Origin of the sequence: Nonomuraea cavernae, assembly GCF_014646355.1 — a bacterium.
Taxonomy (GTDB): domain Bacteria; phylum Actinomycetota; class Actinomycetes; order Streptosporangiales; family Streptosporangiaceae; genus Nonomuraea; species Nonomuraea cavernae.
Map to the genome: position 1 here is coordinate 187,886 of NZ_BMNH01000009.1, position 20,134 is coordinate 208,019.

Here is a 20,134-nt window from a genome sequence, read left to right on the forward strand (position 1 = left end):
CCGCCTGAGTTGCCAAGCGTGATCGATCTTTTCCGGCGACTCCGGCTCTTCAGGAGAGTCTGCGCGGTGCGGGCGACGGAGTGCGTGAGCCAGGCCCGCGTGTGCGCGTGCCAACCGTACGAGTTCGCTGAGGTCCCTCCGCGCGACGTCGCGGAGGGCTGCGGGCACCCAGTCCGTACCCATGGCCCGCCATCGTAGCCGACGATCACTGCGAAGACGGGTCCGGATCGCGCTCGACAAGGTGTTCCGACGGCGCTGAGCGTGCCTTGGTCTTCTCGTCCGGGTCAGGGAGAGATGTGGGACGAGTCGGCCTGTAGGCCGGGATCTAATTCGGCAAGATCGTGACCTGCGGCGGATCACGTGAGCATGGCTCTGAGCTGCACTAACGCTGCCGTCCGTTGACACTGGTTGATACCGGCTTCCGGCGAGATGTGCCCTGGATGTGCCCTGCACACGGACCCCAGCGTTTCCCCGGCCCGATCTTCCCGTCTGCCTCGTCCCACATGCAATGCAGCGGATCAAGGCCAGGGGTCAAGGTGGAGCGCCCTGCCGGACGAACGACCTTGACCCCTGGCCTTGATGTGCTGGGCTCTGCCTGGGACGTGGCGGACGGGAAGATCAGGCTTCACCTCAGCCAACCGACTTCCTCGGGTTGGACGCGGTCGCCGATCATCCCCGGAGCGGAGCCCCCCGCCGGAGGCATGTTCTGACCTGCTGGTGTTTCTGTGCCGGCTTCGGGTGATGCCCTGTCATGTGTGATCAGCCTGGCCGACTGTGCCCTGCCTGCCCGCGCGGCTCCCGCCCGTGACCGGCCCCCAGGCCGCAGCGCGGGCGGGGAGGGCCGCGCGGGTGCGGCGGCGCAGCCGCCGCTTGATTCACACAATGGCAATTCGGCAAAATCAGCTAGGCGGACTGCTCGCATCTCGCGGTCAGTTGATCACGGGAGGCGGGCCATGGGCTGGGATGCATGGATGCGTGTGCAGGATTGGGTGCTGCTCGGCGGCGGATGCTTACTTGGCGTCTTCAGCCTGCTGGCGCTGAGCACCCGAATGCTAGATGCGCGTTGGGCGCGTCGCCCGAGTGGAATCAAGCGCGGACGACTGTACGCCAAGGGCTCCTGTCTGATGTCGCTGGCCCTTATCGCCAATGCCAGCTTTGATCTGTTCGTCTCTGCTAAGTGGCTGGCTGTGATTCTGTTGGTCTTCCAGTTCGCATGCCTCGGTGGCTGTGTATGGCTCTGGGTGGTCGCCAACAGAGTCACATCGGAGTCTCCGACTCGATGACCCGAGCGCCGTCGTGCTGGCGTACGGCCGGCCCGTGATCGTCGTGCATGGCGTCGAGAACGCGGACGGCAAACGCTTCGGTTGCGAGTGCTCGAACTTCGTCGGCGGTGACCCAGCGGAAGGCGCGGGCCTCGTCTGTCTCGGTGATGTGGCCGCCAACGACCTTGCATCTAAAGACCAGGGCGACGATGCCTCGGGTCATGTTCTTATAGACGCCGGTCAGGGCTACGGGCTCGACCTGGAGGCCGGTCTCTTCCTCGACTTCCCGAAGGAGTCCGGTCGTGATGTCCTCGTTCAGTTCCAACACTCCACCTGGCGCTTCCCAGTGGTCGTTGTCCCTGCGCTGAGTCAAGAGCGCACGGCCCTGGTCATCGATGATCACACCCGCGACGCTGACAGAGTGGCTGTTCGGGTGGGTCATGGGAGTGTCCTCCGCACCAGTAGACGGTAATCTCGACTGTAGTACACGTATGTACGAGTTGAGGAGTTGGCCAGTGCCCGAATCGCCGACTTTGCCGGACCTGGACCCGATCAGCGACCGGGCCGTCTTCCGTCAGATCGCCGATCACCTGCGAGAGGCGATCGAGCGTGGTCAACTCGCTGAAGGTGACAAGGTGCCCTCAGAAGCGCGGCTCATGCAACACTACGGCGTCGCGCGTATGACCATCCGCAACGCGCTCCAAGTGCTTCAGAGCGAGGGCCTGACGGTAGCCGAGCATGGGCGCGGCGTCTTCGTCCGCTCACATCCTCCTGTGCGCCGACTGGCTTCCGACCGGTTCGCCCGTCGTCACCGAGAGCAAGGCAAGGCGGCGTTCATCGCTGAGACGGAGGGCGCAGGCGGCAAGCCGTCGGTGGATTCCATCGAGATCACGGAAGTGAAGCCTTCGCCGGATGTAGCCGAACGCTTGAGGCTCAGCCCCAAGGATCGAGTAGTTCGACGATCTCGCCGCTACTTGATCAACGGACAACCGGTGGAAACGGCGATCTCGTACATCCCTGCAGAGATCGCCAAGGGCACTCAGATCATGCAGCCGGACAGTGGGCCGGGCGGGATCTACGCACGGATCGAGGAGAAGGGCTACCGGCTCGATCGCTTCGTAGAGGACATCAAGTCGCGGATGCCGCTGCGGGATGAGCTCCGAGCGCTCAAGCTCGCTCCAGGCGTGCCAGTGTTTCACCTGGTCCGTACGGCTTATACGACGGACGGCACGCCGGTAGAGGTGTGCGACACGGTGATGTCGAGCGACGCCTACGTACTTTCGTACGAACTTCCTGCGCGGTAGGGCTTTACAAACTCGTCTAGAGGAGTACAAAGGAGGTAGAGGAAATCTCCTCTACGGCGCTGCGCTACGAACCGTGTTCGCCGACCTGCTCGAACTGGCTGCGCTACGGCGTACAGCCCAAGAACGCCAAGCAGGGGCAGGCTCCCGGACGATGCCGGGGCAAGGCACACAAGCCCGAACACCTCGGCTACGCCGGCCGCCGCGTCACGGTCTCCCGCAAGTGGTCGAACAAGACCCTGACCGATCACCGCGCCGACCGCCGCGCCTGGGCACTGGAAGCGCTCGGCCTTTCGGCAACGGAGAACACCGACCGCGACCGCTACACCTGGCGGCCGATCCCTCCCGGTGACCCCGACCTTCCGCCACTCGGCCAACGCCTCCTCGCAGAGATCGCCAACCGCCAACGCTGGCGCGAACTCATGGCCGAACACCAGGCCAGAGCAGACGGGACGGATCTTCCGGCAACCCGAGACCAGGAGGTGGCGGCATGACACGGGATGAACGCCTGTGGACTCCTGAGGACGTGTCGGAGTTCCTCGGGATTCCAATCGGGACGCTCTACCAGTGGCGCACCCGGCGAACTGGTCCGCCTGGTCGGCGCGTCGGCAAGCACCTGCGGTACGTCCCTGGTGATGTCTTGGCGTGGGTCTTGGAGCAGTCGTGACGGTCTACGATCGCTGGCGCAAGTCACGGCCGAAGCCGGAAGAGGTCACGTGCTCCGAGCATCGGAAGGTCCCGACCTCGGATCATGGCGTCGGGGATCGCTGGCAGGTTCGGTATCGGGACGGCGGAGAGCAGCGCAAGAGGAACTTCACCAGGCGTGCCGACGCTGACCGTTTCGACGCCACACGAAAGGCTGACGAGTCTCGGGGAGAGTGGATCGACCCTCGCTCGGGCCGCACTCGCCTTGCCGACTACGCGCTGACGTGGATGGCCTCGCGCCTGCACAAGCCAGGGACGGCTGAGCGGTACGCGATCATCATCAAGAACCACATCAACCCGACTTTCGGCAACGCGGGTGTCGGCGCCATCCGTCCCACTGCGGTGCAGGCATGGGTCAAACAGTTGCAGGTGAACGGGCTCGCTCCCCGTACGATCGAGACCATTTATACGATCTTCGCGAGCATCATGCGCGGTGCCGTCCGTGACGAGCTGATCCGCAAGACGCCGTGTGTTGACATCCGCTTGCCTCATGCGCGCAAGACCGTGATCCGGCTCCTCACGCCTGACCAGGTCGCCTCACTGTTCAAGGCCATGCTCCCGGAGTACGCCGCGTTGGTGCTGGCCGGCTCTGGTTCCGGTCTCCGTCAGGGAGAGGCGTTCGGACTGGCCAGAGACCGGCTCGACTTCGACGCGGGCATGATCACGGTGAACCAACAGGTAGTCGTGATCAAGAGTCGGCCCACGCTCGGCACGCCGAAGAGTCCGGCGTCGGTGCGAGAGGTGCCCATGCCCGCGTTCCTCGCTGCTGCTCTGGCCAAACACATCGCCAAGTACGATCCCCCCGACGTGCTGTTCCGCACGGGCTTGCGAGACAACCTGATCCGCCGCGACTACTTCAACGCGAAGATCTGGAAGCCCGCGATCAAAGCCGCTGGGCTGCTCCCTGACACGACCTTTCATGACCTCCGGCATTCCTTCGCCAGTACGGCTCTCGCTGAGGGTGTCCCGATCTCTGAGGTCTCCAGGTGGTTGGGGCATGAGTCGATCACCACGACCGTGGACCTCTACGGCCATCTGGTTCCGGAAGCCTCCGCCAGGGCCAGAGACGCGCTCGATAAGGCGTTCCGGACGGCGCTGAATGTGCCCTGAGCGTGCCTTGATCTTCGAGCATGCCGGTTCCCGTCCTGGCCAGGGAGAGATTAGGGGACGAGTCGGCCTGTAGGCCGGGTTCTGTCCTTCGTGTGAAGGGGCGACCATCCATCTAGGGCCGTCGTTGCCGGCGGCCTCAAGCGGTCTACCCGCGCGGCTCGGGCGGGCAGCCCTCAGGCGCCGCGCGCGGAACGCTCCGGAGAGCGTCCCTTCTTGACCTTGCTCCGGGTGGGGTTTACCGAGCCGCCCACGTCACCGTGGGCGCTGGTGGTCTCTTACACCACCCTTTCACCCTTACCTCCCGCGTGAGCGGAAGGCGGTCTGCTTTCTGTGGCACTGTCCCGCGGGTCACCCCGGGTCGGTGTTGCCGACCACCCTGCCCTGTGGAGCCCGGACCTTCCTCGGCGGGCCTTTGCGGGCCCGACGCGGTCGCCCGGCCGACTCGTCCGCTCCGAAGGGTATCGCATCGCAAGCGATCTCCAACTCGGCGACAAGACGAAGCCGGTGGAATGGGCGGTGTCATCGCCTGAGGGGGACGGTGGCGAACGGCGGTCGCGCCGGGTGCCTCTGGCGGCATCCGGCGCGACCGGCACGGAGCGCCGCCGCGTCGGTGTCAGTGCAGGTGGGAAGTGTCGTTGAAGGACTTGACCACGCTCTGCCCGTCGGAATAATGCTCGATCAAGGACAGGCAGGCCAGGTCGAGGTGCATGCGGTAGAGCGCCTCCGGCGGCGCCATCAGGGCGAACCGCAGCAGCATCTTGATGGGCGTCACGTGCGAGACCGCCAGGATGGTCCTGCCTTCGTACTGGTCGAGCAGCCGTTCGCCGGCCCGCTGGACCCGGCGGGCCACGACGCCGAAACTCTCGCCGTCGGGGGGCGCGGCGTCGGGGTCGGCGAACCACGCGGCGAGCTCGCCGGGCCAGCGGCGCTGGACCTCGGTGAACGTGTGGCCCTCCCAGGCGCCGAAGTCGGCCTCCCTGAGCTCTTCGTCCACCAGCACCGGCAGGCCCGTGCGGTGCGCGACCGCCTCCGCGGTCTGCACGGCGCGCCTGAGGGGAGAGCTGACGATCACATCGATCTCGTACGGCTCGCGGGACAGCCTGGCGGCGGCGGCCGACGCCTGGGCCAGGCCGTTGGGCGTCAGCTCGGCGTCACCCAGGCCGGAGAACCTGCGCTCCACCGACAGCGGCGTCTCGCCGTGTCTGAGCAGCAGCAGCGACGTCGCCACCCGAGCCGGGGGCGCCCAGCCGGTGCCCTTGGCGGTGACGGTGGCCTTGGCGCGCTGCTGGGTGGTGGCCACCGAGGCGGCCGGGGCCGAGACCTCGGAGACGCCCGCCACGTCGAGCAGGTCGGTCTGCTCCACCAGGGCGGGAGGCGTCGCGGAGTCGGTGGATCCGCCCGCCTTCCAGTGCAGGCCCTTGGCCGCCGCGTCCATGGCCTCGTTGGCCAGGCGGTCGGCGTGGGAGTTGAGGTGGCGGGGGATCCAGGTCCACTCGGTCACCCGCAGCCGCCTGGCCAGTTGGCCGGCCTCCAGCGCGAGCGGGCGCAGGCCCTCGTTCTTGATCTTCCAGCGGCCGGCCATCTGCTCGACGACCAGCTTTGAGTCCATCCGGACCGCCACGGAGGCGCCCTCGCCGCCCACGTCGAGGACGGCACGGAGCCCGGCGATCAGCCCGCGGTACTCGGCCACGTTGTTGGTCGTGACGCCGATCGCCTCGGCGGCCTCGGCCAGCACCTGGCCGCCGGTGGCGTCCTTGACGACCGCGCCGTAGCCGGCGGGGCCCGGGTTGCCGCGTGAGCCGCCGTCGGCCTCGATGACGTAGGACGTCACAGGCCGGACTCCGCGGTGCGGACGAGGATGCGGCGGCATTCTTCGCAGCGGAGCACGTCGTCGTGGGGCGCGGACTTGATGTGGTTCATCTCGGCGATGGACAGCGCCACCTTGCAGCCCTGGCACCGGCCGCCGCGCAGCATCGCGGCGCCCACGCCGTACTGGTCCTTGAGCTTCTGGTAGAGCCCCAGCAGGTCGGCGGGGATGTCGGCGGCGACGGCGGTGCGGCGGCCCTCGGCCTCGGCCGCCTCCTTGTCGATCTCGGCGAGCGCGGCGTCACGGCGGTCCGCGGCGGTGTCGCGGGCGGCGGCGACCTCGTCGCGCCGCCCGCGCAGGTCGGCGACCTTGGCGTCGGCGGCCTCGCGGCGCTCCATGATCTCCAGCACGACCTCTTCGAGGTCACCCTGGCGCTTGTTCAGGGAGACGATCTCGGACTGGAGGCCGGCGAGGTCCTTGGGCGAGGTCACGGCGCCGGAGTCGAGCCGCTTCTGGTCGCGATCGGCGCGGAGGCGGACGGCGTCGACGTCGCTCTCGGCCTTGGTCTGCTCGCGCGCCAGGTCGCCGGCCTCGGTCTCGGCCTCGATCACCTCGGTGGCGAGCTTGGCGTAGCGCTTCGACGACTCGTCGATCTCGGCGTGCTCGGGCAGGGTGCGGCGGCGGTGGGCCAGCCGGTCGATCACGGAGTCGAGCTCAGCCAGGTCGAGCAGTCGCTTCTGGATCTCAGGGGCGGCTTTCATGATCAATATCCTCTTGTCCAAGCATCGGTGACCGCGGCGGAGACGCGTGTCTCAACGGTAACGCCACTCGTGTCCAGGATGGACGCGGCGCCGGCCAGCCAGGGCCACTCGGTGGCCCAGTGGGCGGCGTCGATCAGGGCGGGCCCGCCCTCCTCGGCGAACTCGCTGGCCGGGTGGTGGCGAAGGTCGGCGGTGAGGAACACGTCGACCCCGGCGGCGCGGGCGGCGCCGAGCAGCGAGTCGCCGGCTCCCCCGCTGACGGCCACCCGGAAGACGCGGCGGGCCGGGTCGCCCGCGACGCGGATGCCCCAGGCGGTCTTCGGCAGCCCGGCAGCGGCCCGCAGGGCGAACCGCTCCAGCGTGGTCTCCTCGGGCAGCTCGCCGACGCGGCCCAGGCCGCGCCACGGGTCGTCGGGGAACGGCTGGAGCGGCACCAGGTCGCCGACCAGCCCCACGGCGCGGGCCAGCGCGTCGGACACGCCCGGGTTGGCCACGTCGGCATTGGTGTGGGCGGTGTAGAGGGCGATGTCGTGCTTGATCAGTGTGTGGACGATCCGGCCCTTGGGGGTGTCGGCGGCGACGGTCGTGGTGCCGCGCAGGTAGAGCGGGTGATGGACGACGATCAGGTCGGCGCCCCACTCGACGGCCTCCTCCACGACGACCGAGACGGGGTCGACGGCGAACAGCACCCGCCGCACCGGCTGGGCCGGGTCACCGCAGACCAGGCCCACCGCGTCCCACGACTCGGCCCGGCCGGGCGGATAGGCCCTCTCGAGCTTCTTGATCACATCTGCCAGCGTCACAGCGACCACCTGCGCAGACTATCGGTCGGCGGCCGGAAAGGCGTGGTCGGCGCATGGAGCGGGGGCTGTTGCCCGAACATGGTTCGGCGTACTGTAAGTGAATCCTGACAGCTGGGAGGACGGCATGGCACCCAAGGTCGCGATCGTCGGAGCCGGATTCGGCGGGCTGTGCATGGCGATCCAGCTCGAACGGGCCGGGATCGACTCCTACACGGTGTTCGAGAAGGCCGGCGACCTGGGCGGCACCTGGCGCGACAACAGCTATCCCGGCGCGGGGTGCGACATCCCCTCGCACCTCTACTCGTACTCCTTCGAGAAGTACGGCAGTTGGACCCGCCGTTACCCCGAACAGCCGGAGATCCTCGGCTACTTAGCGCACTGCGCCGATAAATACGACGTCAGGCGAAAAATCCGCTTCAACAGTGCGGTGGTGAGCGCCGTCTTCGACGGTGCCGAGTGGCAGGTCACCACAGCGGCCCCGACGCCCGGCGCGGAGCCTCTCACGGAGTCGTTCGACATGGTGGTCATGAGCGTGGGCCAGCTCAATCGGCCCCACTTACCCGACTTCCCCGGAATGTCAGACTTCGAGGGCACGTCCTTCCACTCGGCCCGCTGGAACCACGACCACGACCTCACGGGCAGACGGGTGGCCGTCATCGGCAACGGCTCGTCCGCCGCGCAGTTCATCCCCCGCATCGCCCCGCAGGTCGAGCAGCTGACGGTCTTCCAGCGCACCCCGAACTGGGTCATCCCCAAGCCCGACGCGACGTTCGGCCCGCTCACCCGGCTCGCCTTCCACTACGTCCCCGGCCTCCAGCGCGCCTACCGCGAGTGGATCTACCGGTACGCCGAGGCGACCCTCTACCCCGCCCTCGCCCAGGGCTGGAGCGTGGGGCTGCTGAAGCAGCGGGCGCTGCGGCACCTGCGCGACCAGGTGCCGGACCCCGCCCTGCGGGCCAAGCTGACCCCCGACTACCCGCCGGGCTGCAAGCGGGTGGTCATCGACAGCACCTTCTATCCCGCGCTGACCAGGCCGAACGTGGACGTGGTGACGGAGAAGCCGATCCGGATCACCCCCCGGGGCATCGAGACCACGGAGTCCCTGCACGAGGTCGACACCATCATCTACGCCACCGGCTTCAAGACCACCGAGTTCGTCGCCCCGATCAGGGTCTCCGGCCGTCAGGGCCGTGACCTCGCCGAGCAGTGGAGCGGCGGCGCGGAGGCCTACCTGGGCATCTCGGTGCCGAACTTCCCCAATCTGTTCCTGCTCTACGGGCCCAACACCAACCTGGGGCACAACTCGATCATCTTCATGATCGAGTGTCAGGTGAACCACATCATGGCCTGCCTGCCGTACATCTCCACGCTGGGCCCGATGGAGGTGCGGCCCGAGGCGATGGCGGCGTGGACCAGGCAGATCGACGCGGCGATGTCCCGCATGGTGTGGGGCAACGGCTGCCAGAGCTGGTACAAGACGGCCGAGGGACGGGTCACGAACAACTGGCCCGGGCCTACCCCGCTCTATCGCAGGCTGACGGCGCTGCCGCCCCGGCGGGCCTACCGGCCGGTGTGACCGCCCAACCGGGGGCCGGGACTTCGTGCGCTCCGCCATTGGAGCGGGCAGGCGCCGGGCGGTAGCGTCCAGCGCATGACGACTCCTCTGCACCGGCGCGCTGTCGTGGCCGACACCCACAACGATCTGCTGATGGCGGTCTCCGCCCGGCCGCCGGAGCAGTGGGCCTCGTTCTTCCGCGAGCGCTGGCTGCCCCAGTTGGTCGAGGGCGGGGTCAATCTTCAGGTGCTGCCGGTCTTCATCGACGACCAGTACCTCCCGGAGGGGGCCCTCAGGCAGACGCTGCGCATGATCGAGTGCGCGCACGTGCTGGCCGAGGGCAACGCCGAGCACGTGCGGATCTGTCTCGACGCGTCCGACATCGACCAGGCGCTGGAGGCGGGCCGGATCGCGCTGGTCATCGCCCTGGAGAGCATGCCGGGCCTGGACGCGAGCGTGGAGCTGATCTCGACCGTCCATCGGCTGGGCGTCCGCATCGCCTCGATCGCGCACTGGGGCCGCACCCCGCTGGCGGACGGCAGCGGCGAGGACGCCACCGGCAGCGGCCTCACCTCGCACGGCGTGGCCGCGCTGCGCGAGATGGAGCGGCTCGGCGTCGTCTTCGACATCTCCCACCTGGGCGCGTCCGGCGTGGAGCACGTGCTGGAGCTGGCCACTCAACCGGTCATGGCCACCCACTCCTCGGCCCGCGCGCTGCGCGACCACCACCGCAACCTCACCGACGACCAACTGCGCGGCGTGGCCGCGACGGGCGGCGTGGTGTGCGTGAACTTCTTCGCGCCGTTCCTCGCGGAGCGTGAGGAGGACAGGACCCTCGACCGGCTGCTCGACCACATCGAGCACGTCGCCGAGGTGGCCGGCGTCGACCACGTCGGCCTCGGCCCCGACTTCATCCGTGAGGTGGTGGCGGACCTGACCCCGCCCTGCTGCGAGGACGTCAACACCAGGGGCGTCGACCCGAGGTCGGCCGTCCCCGGCCTGGAGGGGCCGGCGGGCCTGCCCATGGTGACCGAGGGCCTGCTCGGGCGCGGCGTCCCGGAGAAGGACGTCGAGAAGATCATCGGCGCCAACGTGCGCCGCTTCCTCGGCGAGCGGCTGGCATGATCGCCGACCTGGAGGAGCTCGTCTCCTGCGAGTCGTTCTCCAGCGATCTGGAGGCGGTGGCGCGCAGTGCCAAGGTCGTGGCCGACCTGGGAGCCCGCCACCTGGGCGTCCAGCCCGAGTTCATCGTGATCGACGGCGTGACGCACCTGCGCTGGACGTTCGGCACGCCCCGGGTGCTGCTGCTGGGCCACCACGACACCGTGTGGCCGATCGGCTCGCTGCTCACCCACCCGTGGTCGGTGCGCGACGGGGTGGCGCGCGGTCCCGGCGTGTTCGACATGAAGGCCGGGCTCGTGCAGACGTTCCACGCGCTGGCCGGGCTCGGTTCGCTCGACGGCGTCAGCGTGCTGATCACCGGCGACGAGGAGGTCGGCTCGCCCACCTCGGCCGGGCTCATCCAGGAGGCCGCGCGCGGGGCGCTCGCGGCGTTCGTGATGGAGGCCAGCGCCGACGGCGGCGCGCTCAAGACCGCGCGCAAGGGCACCTCTCTCTACACCCTCCAGGTGTACGGGAAGGCCGCGCACGCCGGGCTCGAACCCGAGAACGGTGCCAACGCGGGGGTGGAGCTGGCCCACCAGATCCTGGCCGTGGCCACCCTGGGGTCGGGCGACACCACGGTGACGCCGACGGTGCTGTCCGGCGGCACCACGCTCAACACGGTGCCCGCCGAGGCGGCGGTGGGCGTGGACGTGCGGGCCGGCTCGGTGGCCGAGCAGCGGCGGGTCGACGCGGCGATGCGCGCGCTGCGGCCGGCCGTGCCGGGCACCCGGCTGGAGGTGCGCGGCGGCCCCAACCGGCCGCCGCTGGAGGAGGCCATGTCGGCCGGCCTGTACGCGCTGGCCCAGGAGCTGGCCGACGGTCTGGGGCTGGCGCCGCTGACCTCAGCCGCGGTGGGCGGCGCCTCCGACGGCAACTTCACCGCCGGGGCCGGCTGCCCGACGCTCGACGGGCTCGGCGCGGTCGGGGGCGGCGCGCACGCCGACCACGAGCACGTGATCGTGTCCGAGCTGCCCCACCGCACTGCGCTGCTGCGGGCGCTGGTCGAAGCGGTCCGTCACGGGTCCGCGGGGTAGAGGGTCGGACGTGAGGACCGCGCACGAGGCCGCCGGCGAGGCGGCCGCGAAGGCCGGGGTGACGATCCGCGAGCTGCACGAGATCGGTGAGTTCGTGCAGGTCTACCGGCTGTTCGACGACATCTGGCATCCCGATCCGGGCAATCCGCCGGTGACGGTGGAGTTGATGGTGGGGTTCGCCCACGCGGGCGGCTACGTGGCCGGGGCCTTCGAGCGGGGCACGCTCGCAGGGGCGTCGGTCGGCTTCCGGGCCGACGGCACCACCCTCCACTCGCACGTCACCGGCGCCTCGATCGGGCGGGGCATCGGCCTCGCGCTCAAGCTGCACCAGCGCGCCTGGTGCCTGGAGCGGGGGCTGACCGAGATCAGCTGGACGTTCGATCCGCTGGTGCGCAGGAACGCCCGGTTCAACCTGACCAAGCTGGGCGCCCGGCCGGTCGAGTACCTGCCGAACTTCTACGGCGTCATGGGCGACGCCATCAACGAGGGCGACGAGTCCGACCGGCTGCTCGCGCTCTGGCGGCTGACGGAGCGGCCGGAGGAGCCGCCGCGCGAGCCGTACACGGTGGGGGTGAGTGTGCAGGGCGGGCGGCCGGTGATCGGGCGGGTGGACGGCGCGGTGGTGCTGGTCGCGACGCCGCCGGACATCGAGTCGCTGCGCCGGGCCGATCCCGGCGCGGGCCGGGCGTGGCGGCTGGCGCTGCGGGAGGTGCTCGGCGGGCTGATGGTACGGGGATCACAGGTGGCCGGATTCACGGAGAATGGTGAATATGTGGTGATTAACTGAATGATTCACCATCGTCAAGGATCTCGGTAATGTGACGCGTACGGCGAGCCGAACAAGGAGATCCGCATGACGGACTTCACTCCCACCGTTCCCGCACGAGTCCTGCCTGCCGTCGCCGTCCGCGACCTGCCCGAGCCTCCCCGGTCCCGCTGGCGCGTCATCGGCCCCGGCCTGGTCGGCGCCGGCGTCGGACTGGCGTCGGGTGAGTTCATCCTCTGGCCGTACATCGCCTCCCAGGTGGGCCTGGTCTTCATCTGGGGCGCGGCGATCGGGATCATCACGCAGTGGTTTCTCAACATGGAGATCGAGCGCTACACGCTGGCCACGGGCGAGACCGCGCTGACCGGTTTCAGCCGGTTATGGAGGCACTGGGGGCTCGTCTTCGTGCTGATGGCGCTGGCCTCCAACCTGTGGCCGGGGTGGGTGACGACGTCGGCCACCATGGTCACCTACCTCACCGGCGGCGGCGAGGGCAGCGTGCGGTGGATCGCGATCGGCATGCTGGTGGTCATCGCCCTCGGGCTGACCCTGGCGCCCGTCATCTACACCGCGCTGGAGCGGGTGATCTTCGTGAAGATCGGCCTGGTGCTCACGCTCGTGGTGATCGCGATCGTGTTCGCCATCACCGCCGAGAGCTGGGTCGAGCTGGGCAGGGGGCTCACCGTCGGCGCCGAGTTACCGGTGCCGGCGCTGGAGTTCGCGCTGCTCATGGGCGCGATCGCGTACGCCGGCGCGGGCGGCGGGCAGAACCTGTGCCAGAGCAACTGGATCCGCGACAAGGGCTTCGGCATGGGCCTGTACATTCCGCGCCTGGTCAGCCCGGTCACCGGGCACGAGGAGGCGGCGCCCTCGACCGGCTTCCAGTTCGCGCCGACCCCCGAGAACCTGGCCCGCTGGCGGCAGTGGTGGCGCTTCGCCAACGTCGAGCAGGCGGTGACGTTCGCGCTGGTGTCGTTCGTGACGATCGCGCTGATGTCGATGCTCGCCTACTCCACGGTGTTCGGTAAGCCGGGGCTGGCCAACGGCATCGGCTTCCTCCAGGTCGAGGGCGAGACGCTGCGGACGGTGGTCGGGCCCTGGTTCGGCGTGCTGTTCTGGGTGATCGGGGCGCTGGCGCTGTTCGCCTCGGCCATGGGCATCGTCGACTACAGCTCCCGGCTGGCCGCCGACACGATCAAGACGATCTACCTGCGCGACCGGGCCGTCTCGGAGAACCGGATCTACTTCGTCGTGGTGTGGGTCATGACGCTGACCGGCGTCACGATCCTGCTGCTCGGCTTCGACCAGCCGCTCCTGCTGCTCGTGCTCTCGGCGAGCTTCGCGGCGGTGATGATGTTCGTCTACTCGATCCTGCTGATCGTGCTCAACCGGCGGGCGTTACCCGGCGCCATCAGGGTGCGGACCTTCCGGCTCGGCGCGCTGGTGTGGTCGGTCGCCTTCTTCGGCTCGCTGACCGTGCTGACCGTGATCCAGCAGGCGGAGCGGCTGTTCGGCGGCCAGTGAGCCCGGCCCAGGCAGATCGCGGAACCTGTTCTTCCGCGATAGCGGGCAGACTGAACGGCATGCTGGACACCTCCGCCCGTCTGCTCAAGCTGCTCTCCCTGCTTCAGGCGCACCGTGACTGGTCGGGCCCGGAGCTGTCCGAGCGGCTCGGGGTCTCGACCAGGACGATCCGCAACGACGTCGAACGGCTGCGCAGCCTGGGCTACCCCGTGCACGCCACGCCCGGCGTCGCGGGCGGCTACCGGCTGGGCGCCGGGGCGGCTTTGCCACCGCTGCTGCTCGACGACGAGGAGGCCGTGGCGGTCGCGGTCGGCCTGGGCCGGGCCACGGGCGGCGGCGTCGAGGGCATCGAGGAGAGCTCGGTACGCGCCCTGGCCAAGCTGGAGCAGGTGCTGCCGTCGCGGCTGCGGAGCCGGATCAACGCGCTCAACACCTACACCGTGCAGATCCCCGGCAAGGCGCCGTCCGTGTCGCCCGGGGTGCTCACGGCGATCGCCGTCTCGGCCCGCGACCACGAACGGCTGCGTTTCGACTACACGGGGCACGACGGCTCCACCGGGGCGCGCGACGTGGAGCCGCACCGGCTGGTGCACCGGCGGGGTCGCTGGTATCTGGTCGGCTACGACGTCGAGCGGAAGGACTGGCGGACGTTCCGGGTCGACCGGATCACGCCGCGCACGCCGTCGGGGCCGCGTTTCGCGCCGCGCGAGCTGCCCGGCGACGGCGACGTGGCCGCGTACGTGGAGAAGGGCGTCAACACGGCGATGTGGCGCTACCGCGCGACGGTGTTGCTGCACGCGCCGATCGAGCGGATGAGCCACCTGCCGCAGGGGCTGGAGCTGGAGCCGGTGGACGACGCCACCTGCCTCGTCAGGGGCGGCGGCGACGACCTCGACGGGATGGCGGCCTGGATGGGGCTTCTCGGCGTCGACTTCGAGGTGCTCGACTCGCCCGAGCTGGCCGAGGCCGTGCTGAGACTGTCGGAACGCTTCCGCCGGGCGGCCGGCGGCGACCACCGGCCCGCGTGACCGGCCTGGACGCGGAACGGCAGGCGGCCGGCGCCGCGCCGCCGTTCCGCGAGGCGGTGCTCACATCGCGTCCAGATACTCCTGCCTGACCTTCGAGCGCGACAGCTTGCCCGTGGGGGTCCGGGGCAGCTCGTCGCGGTACTCGATCACCCTCGGATGCTTGAACCTGGCGATGCGTGGCGCGCAGTGCTCCAGGAGCCCGGCGGTGAGCTCGGGGCCCGCCTCGACGCCCTCGACCGGCTGCACGAGCGCGACCACGTTGTGGCCCCACTCCTCGTCGGGCACCCCGATGACGGCCACGTCGGCGACCGCCGGGTGCTCCAGCAGCGCCGCCTCGATCTCGGCGGGGTAGATGTTGACCCCGCCCGAGACGATCAGGTCGGTGCGCCGGTCGCAGAGGAACAGGAAGCCGTCCTCGTCCATGTAGCCGATGTCGCCGGGGGCGTACCACTCGCCGCGCATGCTGGCCGCCGTCTTAGCGGGGTCCTTGCGGTACTCGAAGGTGCCGAGGCCGGACTTGACGTAGATCATGCCCGGCTCGCCCGCGGGCAGCTCGTCGCCCTTCTCGTCGAGGATCTTGGCCTCGAACATGGGCGCCGGCTTGCCGACGGTGCCGGGGCGGGCCAGCCAGTCGTGCGGCTTGACCGAGAAGGCGATCGTGGACTCGGTGGAACCGTAGTACTCGTACAGCACCGGCCCCCACCAGTCCATGATCCCCTGCTTGACCGCGACCGGGCAGGCGGCGCCGGTGTGGATGACCTGCCGCAGGCTGGACAGGTCGTACCTGGTCCTGACCTCCTCGGGCAGTTGCAGCATCCGGTGGAACATGGTCGGCACCATCATCGCGTTGGTCACCCGGTGGCGCTCGATCAGCTCCAGGATGTTGACCGGCTCGAACCTGGGCGTGATCACCACCGTGTGGCCGAAGTGCAGCGCGAACTGCGTGTGCGCGCAGGGCGCCGAGTGGTACATCGGCGAGGTCACCAGGTGCACCTCGTCGCCGGGCACCAGGTCGACCACCTCGCCGAAGAACCACGCGTACAGCGGGGCGATCGCCTCGGGCTCGGTGCCGGGCAGCGGCCGCTGCACGCCCTTGGGAAAGCCGGTGGTGCCGGAGGTGTACCACATGACCGCCCCCGAGGAACGGTCGGCGGGCGCGGTGTCGGGCTGCCCCTCGGCGAGCGCGCCGGTGCCCACGTCGGCGGTGGGCACGACCTTCGCGTGGGGCTCGTGGACGACGACGACCTTGGCGTCGCAGTCGCTCAGGATGTAGGAGATCTCCGGCTCGGTGAGGTGCCAGTTGATCGGCACGTAGTACATGCCCACCTGGCCGGTCGCCATCAGCATGACCACCGCGTCGATGCCGTTCGGCAGCACCCCGGCCACCACGTCACCGTTGCCGAGCCCGCGGGCGCGCAGGCCGTGGGACACCTGGTTGACCCTGGCGAGCAGCTCTCCGTAGGTCGTCTCGGAGCCGTCGGTGTCGATCACCGCGAGGCGGCCGGGGTCGGCGGCCGCGATCGCGTAGAAGCCGGGCAACTGTTTGACGTCCATTCACAGCTCCAGGAGGTCGGCGAGGCGGGCGCGATGGATCCGGGGCGGGCCGAGCAGCACCTCGTCGGTCTTGGCCCGCTTGTAGAACAGGTGCGCGTCGTGCTCCCAGGTGAAGCCGATGCCGCCGTGCAGCAGGAGGTGGTCGCGGGCCACCTCGAAACAGGCCCGGCCGACGTACGCCTGGGCGAGCGCGGCGGCGGCGGGCAGCTCCTCGGGCGACTCGTCGGCGGCCCAGGCGGCGAAGCGGACGATGGACTCGGCCTGCTCCAGCTTGCAGTGCATGTCCGCGAGCTTGTGCTTGACGCCCTGGTAGGAGCCGATGTAGCGGCCGAAGGCGACGCGGATCTTGGCGTAGGCGACGATGGAGTCGAGCGAGGCGCGCAGCACCCCGAGCTGCTCGGCGGCCAGCGCCACGGCCAGCCGGTCGCCGATGCCGTCGTCCTGGGGCGACGCCCCGAGCACCCGGCCGCGCGCCCCGTCGAGCTCGATCCGCGCCTGGCCGCGGGTGATGTCGAGCGTCTCCAGCGGCGTGCGGGTGACGCCCTCGCCGGTCAGGTCAACGGCCACCAGGACCATGCCGTCGCCGGTGCGCGCGGGCACCAGCAGCACGCCGGCCTCCATGCCGCCGAGCACCCGGGCCAGCGTGCCGCGCACGGCCACACCGCCGTCGGCGCTCTCGGCGACCAGGCCGTCGTCTCCGGCGGGCTGGGCGAGGGTGGCCACGACGCGGCCCTCGGCGATGCCGGTCAGCAGCTCCTTGTCGGGCACGCGGGTGAGCGCGATCGCGGCGAACGTGGTGGCCAGGAAGGGGCCGGGCAGCAGCGCCGCGCCCGTCTCGGTGAGCACCACGGCCAGCTCGGCGAAGCCGGCGCCGGAGCCGCCGTACTCCTCGGGGACGATCAGGCCGGACAGGCCCAGCTCGCCGTTGAGGCGGGCGTAGACGTCCGGGTCGTAGCCCTCGCGGACCTTGGGCAGCGGCGACACCGTGCCCAGGAAGGAGCGGACGGTGTCGCGGAGCTCCTGCTGCTCCGGGCTGAGTACGAGGTTCACGCCTGGGTCCCCACCTTCAGGTCCTTGAACGGCACGGTCTTGTCCACACGCGGCTCGGGCGGCAGGTTGAGCACCCGGTCCCCGACGATGTTGCGCATGATCTCGTTGGTGCCACCGCCGAGCGCCATGCCGGGCGCCAGGGAGATGGCCTGGGACAGCGGGTTGTCCTCGCCGACGACCGCGGACGGGCCGGCCAGCCGGGTCGCGAGGTCGGCCTGGTACATGGTCAGCTCGGCGAGCAGCAGTTTGGCGGCGCTGCCGCGGGCGCCGGGGAACACGCCGGCCTTGGTCTCCTGGGCCAGGCGCTGGTTGAACAGGGCCAGCGCCCGGGACCGGATGTGCAGCTCGACGAGCTCGTCGCGGACCAGCGGGTCGGTGGTGTCGACCAGCCGGCGCAGCCCGTCGAGCGCGGTCGGGTCGTCCCTCCTGGTGCCCATGCCGACGCCGGACGAGATCGACAGCCGCTCGTGCAGCAGGGTGGTGACCGCGACGCTCCAGCCGTCGTTCACCTCGCCGACCCGGTGCTCGTCGGGGATCGTGACGTCGTCGAAGAAGATCTCGTTGAAGTTGGCCCTGCCCGACATGTCCTTGAGCGGCCGGACCGTCACCCCCGGATGCCGCATGTTCACCACGAACATGGTCAGGCCCTTGTGCTTGGGCACGTCGACGTCGGTGCGGGCCAGCAGCAGGCCCCAGTCGGCGTGGTGGGCCACCGAGGTCCACACCTTCTGCCCGTTGACCACCCAGTCGTCGCCATCGCGCACGGCCCTGGTCTGGAGGCTGGCGACGTCGCTGCCCGCGCCCGGCTCGGAGAAGAGCTGGCACCAGATCTCCTCGCCGCGCAGCAGCGGCCGGACGAAGCGCTCGCGCTGCGCGTCGGTGCCGCGGTCGACCAGGGTCGGTCCCGTCATGCCGAGGCCGATGGAGAAGACGTACGTGGGCAGGGTGAAGTCGCGCGACTCGGCGGCGAAGGCGCGCTCCTCGGCCTGGGTCAGGCCCTGGCCGCCCCACCGCGCCGGCCAGGTGATGCCGGAGTATCCGGCGTCGTAAAGCCTGGCCATGAATTCCTTGGCGCGGGCGATGCCGTCCGCCTCCTGGGCGTCGTCCGCCCTGGCGTTGGCTTCCAGCCACGTCCTGGCGGTCCGCCGATACTCAGCGAGGTTCACGTCAAGGTTCACATCGTCTCCTTGGCATCAGTGTTCACTTACTCTAACCACCTGGCCACGACCCGCATAGAGCGTTGTTCTGGGCGTTTTATCCGAATTTGGAACCGAATCTCCGCTAATTAGAGTCACGACAACCTAGTGTGATCATCTGATTACCAGGAGGAAAGGTGTGATCACACGGTTCGGGAGCTCCATCCGGGCGCGGCTGACCCTGTGGGCCGGCGTCGCCGCGGCGATCTTCTGCATCCTGATCAGCCTGCTGGTGATGTACGGCGCGCTGCAGACCGCCGACGAGTGGCGCAGGGCCTCGGCGGTGAACGCCGCGCTGCGCACGGTGCACCATCTCGAACGCGGCGAGCTGCCCACCGTGATCATCGAGCCCGACGTGCACGCGATCCAGGTGCTCAACGCCCGAGGACAGGTGATGGCCTCGACCGCCAACCTGGCCGGTAAGCCCCGGATCAGCGAACTGAAGCCGGTGAACACCGCCAGCCGCATGCTGATCACCTGCGACCTGCCGGAGTGGCCCGGCGACTGTCAGTACATGGCGATCTTCCGGGCGTACCAGGACGACGGCGACTGGCTCGTCTACTCAGTCGTGGAGGAGGTGCCGTGGTACGTCCATCCGGCGCTGATCGGGTCCCTCGCCGGTTTCACGGTGGTGATGGTGCTGCTGACCCGGTTCGGTGTCTCGCGGGTGGTGGCCAAGACGCTCGCCCCGGTCGACGGGATCCGCGCCGAACTGGCCGAGATCACCGCCACCGACCCGGGCAAACGGGTACGGATCCCGCGCAACGCGGACGAGATCCGGGAGCTGGCGCGTACCGTCAACCAGACCCTCGACCGGCTGCAGGACGCGGTGACGCAACAGCGCAGGTTCGTGTCGGACGCCTCGCACGACCTGCGCAGCCCCATCACCGCGATGCGCACCCAGATCGAGGAGGCCCTGCTGTATCCCGCCGACACCGACTGGGAGGAGACCGGGCGAGCCCTGGTGGCCAGCCTGGACCGGCTCCAGGCCCTCGTTGCCGACCTGCTGGCCCTGGCCAGGCTTGAGGCGGGCGCCCCCACGACCCACCAGCCGATCGACCTGTCGGAGCTGGTCTCGGCGGAGACGGCCAGGCCACGCTCGAAGAAGATCATCACCACCCTGCATCCCGGCGTGACCATCTCGGGCGACCGGCTGCAGCTGACCCGCCTGCTGACGAACCTGCTCGACAACGCCGAGCGTCATGCCGAGTCCACGATCATCGTCGCGGTGCGGCGTTCCAGGGACACGGCCTATGTCGAGGTCCTCGACGACGGCGCCGGCATCACGCCCGACCAGCGCGAGCTCGTCTTCCAGCGCTTCACCCGGCTGGACGCCTCGCGCAGCCGCGACGCCGGCGGCACCGGGCTGGGGCTGCCCATCGCCAGGGAGATCGCGGCGGCGCACCACGGGACGCTCACCATCGAGGATTCCGACTACGGCGCCCGCTTCGTCCTGCAGTTGCCGCTCCCGGAGAAGCCGCCCGGGTGATACTCCGATACCCGGCGCCCGATTT

General features: G+C 69.7%; 19 protein-coding genes and 1 other RNA gene. 12 read left to right on the forward strand and 8 right to left on the reverse strand.

Features of this window, described 5'->3' with window-relative positions:
- Nucleotides 1-953: 953 nt before the first annotated feature.
- Nucleotides 954-1,283, forward strand: coding sequence for a hypothetical protein (locus IEY82_RS17630; protein ID WP_189125210.1), 330 nt, complete (start codon nucleotides 954-956; stop codon nucleotides 1,281-1,283).
- On the opposite strand, the gene IEY82_RS17635 is transcribed toward IEY82_RS17630, so the two are convergent.
- On the reverse strand, nucleotides 1,258-1,704 hold the full coding sequence (locus IEY82_RS17635; RefSeq protein ID WP_189125211.1) for an NUDIX hydrolase: 447 nt from the start codon (nucleotides 1,702-1,704) through the stop codon (nucleotides 1,258-1,260). The two genes, IEY82_RS17630 and IEY82_RS17635, sit on opposite strands and share 26 nt — an antisense overlap.
- A 73-nt stretch (nucleotides 1,705-1,777) precedes the next feature.
- On the opposite strand from IEY82_RS17635, the gene IEY82_RS17640 reads away from it, so the two are divergent.
- The 4 genes from IEY82_RS17640 to IEY82_RS17650 are packed head-to-tail and all read left to right on the forward strand — an operon-like array spanning nucleotide 1,778 to nucleotide 4,378.
- Nucleotides 1,778-2,566, forward strand: coding sequence for a GntR family transcriptional regulator (locus tag IEY82_RS17640; RefSeq protein ID WP_189125212.1), 789 nt, complete (start codon nucleotides 1,778-1,780; stop codon nucleotides 2,564-2,566).
- Between the two features lie 59 nt (nucleotides 2,567-2,625).
- A complete protein-coding gene (locus tag IEY82_RS39180) occupies nucleotides 2,626-3,057 on the forward strand; it encodes a replication initiator (protein WP_373291467.1) in 432 nt (143 codons plus the stop codon).
- Nucleotides 3,054-3,230: a helix-turn-helix transcriptional regulator gene (locus tag IEY82_RS17645; protein WP_189125213.1), complete on the forward strand. Its 177-nt coding sequence runs from the start codon at nucleotides 3,054-3,056 to the stop codon at nucleotides 3,228-3,230. Before IEY82_RS39180 ends, IEY82_RS17645 begins: the two co-directional genes overlap by 4 nt.
- Nucleotides 3,227-4,378, forward strand: coding sequence for a tyrosine-type recombinase/integrase (locus IEY82_RS17650; RefSeq protein ID WP_189125214.1), 1,152 nt, complete (start codon nucleotides 3,227-3,229; stop codon nucleotides 4,376-4,378). Before IEY82_RS17645 ends, IEY82_RS17650 begins: the two co-directional genes overlap by 4 nt.
- Before the next feature lie 54 nt (nucleotides 4,379-4,432).
- Here the strand turns inward: IEY82_RS17650 and rnpB are convergent.
- The 4 genes from rnpB to IEY82_RS17670 form a co-directional block, all read right to left on the reverse strand.
- An RNA gene (gene rnpB / locus IEY82_RS17655) (RNase P RNA component class A) lies at nucleotides 4,433-4,823 on the reverse strand.
- A 168-nt stretch (nucleotides 4,824-4,991) separates the two neighbouring features.
- Complete coding sequence (locus IEY82_RS17660) at nucleotides 4,992-6,209, reverse strand: bifunctional RNase H/acid phosphatase (protein WP_225263286.1); 1,218 nt, start codon at nucleotides 6,207-6,209, stop codon at nucleotides 4,992-4,994.
- The gene (locus IEY82_RS17665) at nucleotides 6,206-6,946 is read right to left on the reverse strand and encodes a zinc ribbon domain-containing protein (RefSeq protein WP_189125216.1); all 741 of its coding nucleotides are present in this window, start codon (nucleotides 6,944-6,946) and stop codon (nucleotides 6,206-6,208) included. The genes IEY82_RS17660 and IEY82_RS17665 overlap by 4 nt, the downstream gene beginning before the upstream one ends.
- Before the next feature lie 2 nt (nucleotides 6,947-6,948).
- Nucleotides 6,949-7,749 carry a Nif3-like dinuclear metal center hexameric protein gene (locus IEY82_RS17670; RefSeq protein WP_189125217.1) on the reverse strand — a complete coding sequence of 267 codons (801 nt, stop codon included), beginning with the start codon at nucleotides 7,747-7,749 and terminating at the stop codon, nucleotides 6,949-6,951.
- 124 nt (nucleotides 7,750-7,873) lie between these two features.
- Between IEY82_RS17670 and IEY82_RS17675 the strand changes: the two genes are divergently transcribed.
- The 6 genes from IEY82_RS17675 to IEY82_RS17700 all read left to right on the forward strand — a co-directional run bounded on the left by IEY82_RS17675 (nucleotide 7,874) and on the right by IEY82_RS17700 (nucleotide 14,820).
- Nucleotides 7,874-9,325, forward strand: a complete 1,452-nt coding sequence (locus IEY82_RS17675; protein ID WP_189125218.1) for a flavin-containing monooxygenase — start codon at nucleotides 7,874-7,876, stop codon at nucleotides 9,323-9,325.
- Nucleotides 9,326-9,400: 75 nt separating this feature from the next.
- Nucleotides 9,401-10,429: a dipeptidase gene (locus IEY82_RS17680; RefSeq protein WP_189125219.1), complete on the forward strand. Its 1,029-nt coding sequence runs from the start codon at nucleotides 9,401-9,403 to the stop codon at nucleotides 10,427-10,429.
- Nucleotides 10,426-11,502 (forward strand): M20 family metallopeptidase, encoded by a 1,077-nt coding sequence (locus IEY82_RS17685; RefSeq protein WP_189125220.1) that lies wholly within the window; start codon nucleotides 10,426-10,428, stop codon nucleotides 11,500-11,502. The genes IEY82_RS17680 and IEY82_RS17685 overlap by 4 nt, the downstream gene beginning before the upstream one ends.
- A gap of 10 nt (nucleotides 11,503-11,512) precedes the next feature.
- Nucleotides 11,513-12,289 carry a GNAT family N-acetyltransferase gene (locus IEY82_RS17690; RefSeq protein ID WP_189125221.1) on the forward strand — a complete coding sequence of 259 codons (777 nt, stop codon included), beginning with the start codon at nucleotides 11,513-11,515 and terminating at the stop codon, nucleotides 12,287-12,289.
- Nucleotides 12,290-12,355: 66 nt separating this feature from the next.
- A complete protein-coding gene (locus tag IEY82_RS17695; RefSeq protein WP_189125222.1) occupies nucleotides 12,356-13,792 on the forward strand; it encodes an Nramp family divalent metal transporter in 1,437 nt (478 codons plus the stop codon).
- Between the two features lie 59 nt (nucleotides 13,793-13,851).
- Nucleotides 13,852-14,820, forward strand: coding sequence for a helix-turn-helix transcriptional regulator (locus IEY82_RS17700; protein WP_189125223.1), 969 nt, complete (start codon nucleotides 13,852-13,854; stop codon nucleotides 14,818-14,820).
- A 60-nt stretch (nucleotides 14,821-14,880) separates the two neighbouring features.
- Here the strand turns inward: IEY82_RS17700 and IEY82_RS17705 are convergent, their stop codons facing one another.
- From IEY82_RS17705 to IEY82_RS17715, 3 genes are read right to left on the reverse strand one after another with little or no spacing between them, the layout of a single operon-like run.
- Nucleotides 14,881-16,374, reverse strand: a complete 1,494-nt coding sequence (locus tag IEY82_RS17705; protein WP_189125224.1) for an AMP-binding protein — start codon at nucleotides 16,372-16,374, stop codon at nucleotides 14,881-14,883.
- Nucleotides 16,375-17,424 (reverse strand): acyl-CoA dehydrogenase family protein, encoded by a 1,050-nt coding sequence (locus IEY82_RS17710; protein ID WP_189125225.1) that lies wholly within the window; start codon nucleotides 17,422-17,424, stop codon nucleotides 16,375-16,377.
- A complete protein-coding gene (locus IEY82_RS17715; RefSeq protein ID WP_225263285.1) occupies nucleotides 17,421-18,602 on the reverse strand; it encodes an acyl-CoA dehydrogenase family protein in 1,182 nt (393 codons plus the stop codon). The genes IEY82_RS17710 and IEY82_RS17715 overlap by 4 nt, the downstream gene beginning before the upstream one ends.
- Before the next feature lie 157 nt (nucleotides 18,603-18,759).
- Between IEY82_RS17715 and IEY82_RS17720 the strand changes: the two genes are divergently transcribed.
- The gene (locus IEY82_RS17720; protein WP_189125226.1) at nucleotides 18,760-20,109 is read left to right on the forward strand and encodes a sensor histidine kinase; all 1,350 of its coding nucleotides are present in this window, start codon (nucleotides 18,760-18,762) and stop codon (nucleotides 20,107-20,109) included.
- Nucleotides 20,110-20,134: the final 25 nt, after the last annotated feature.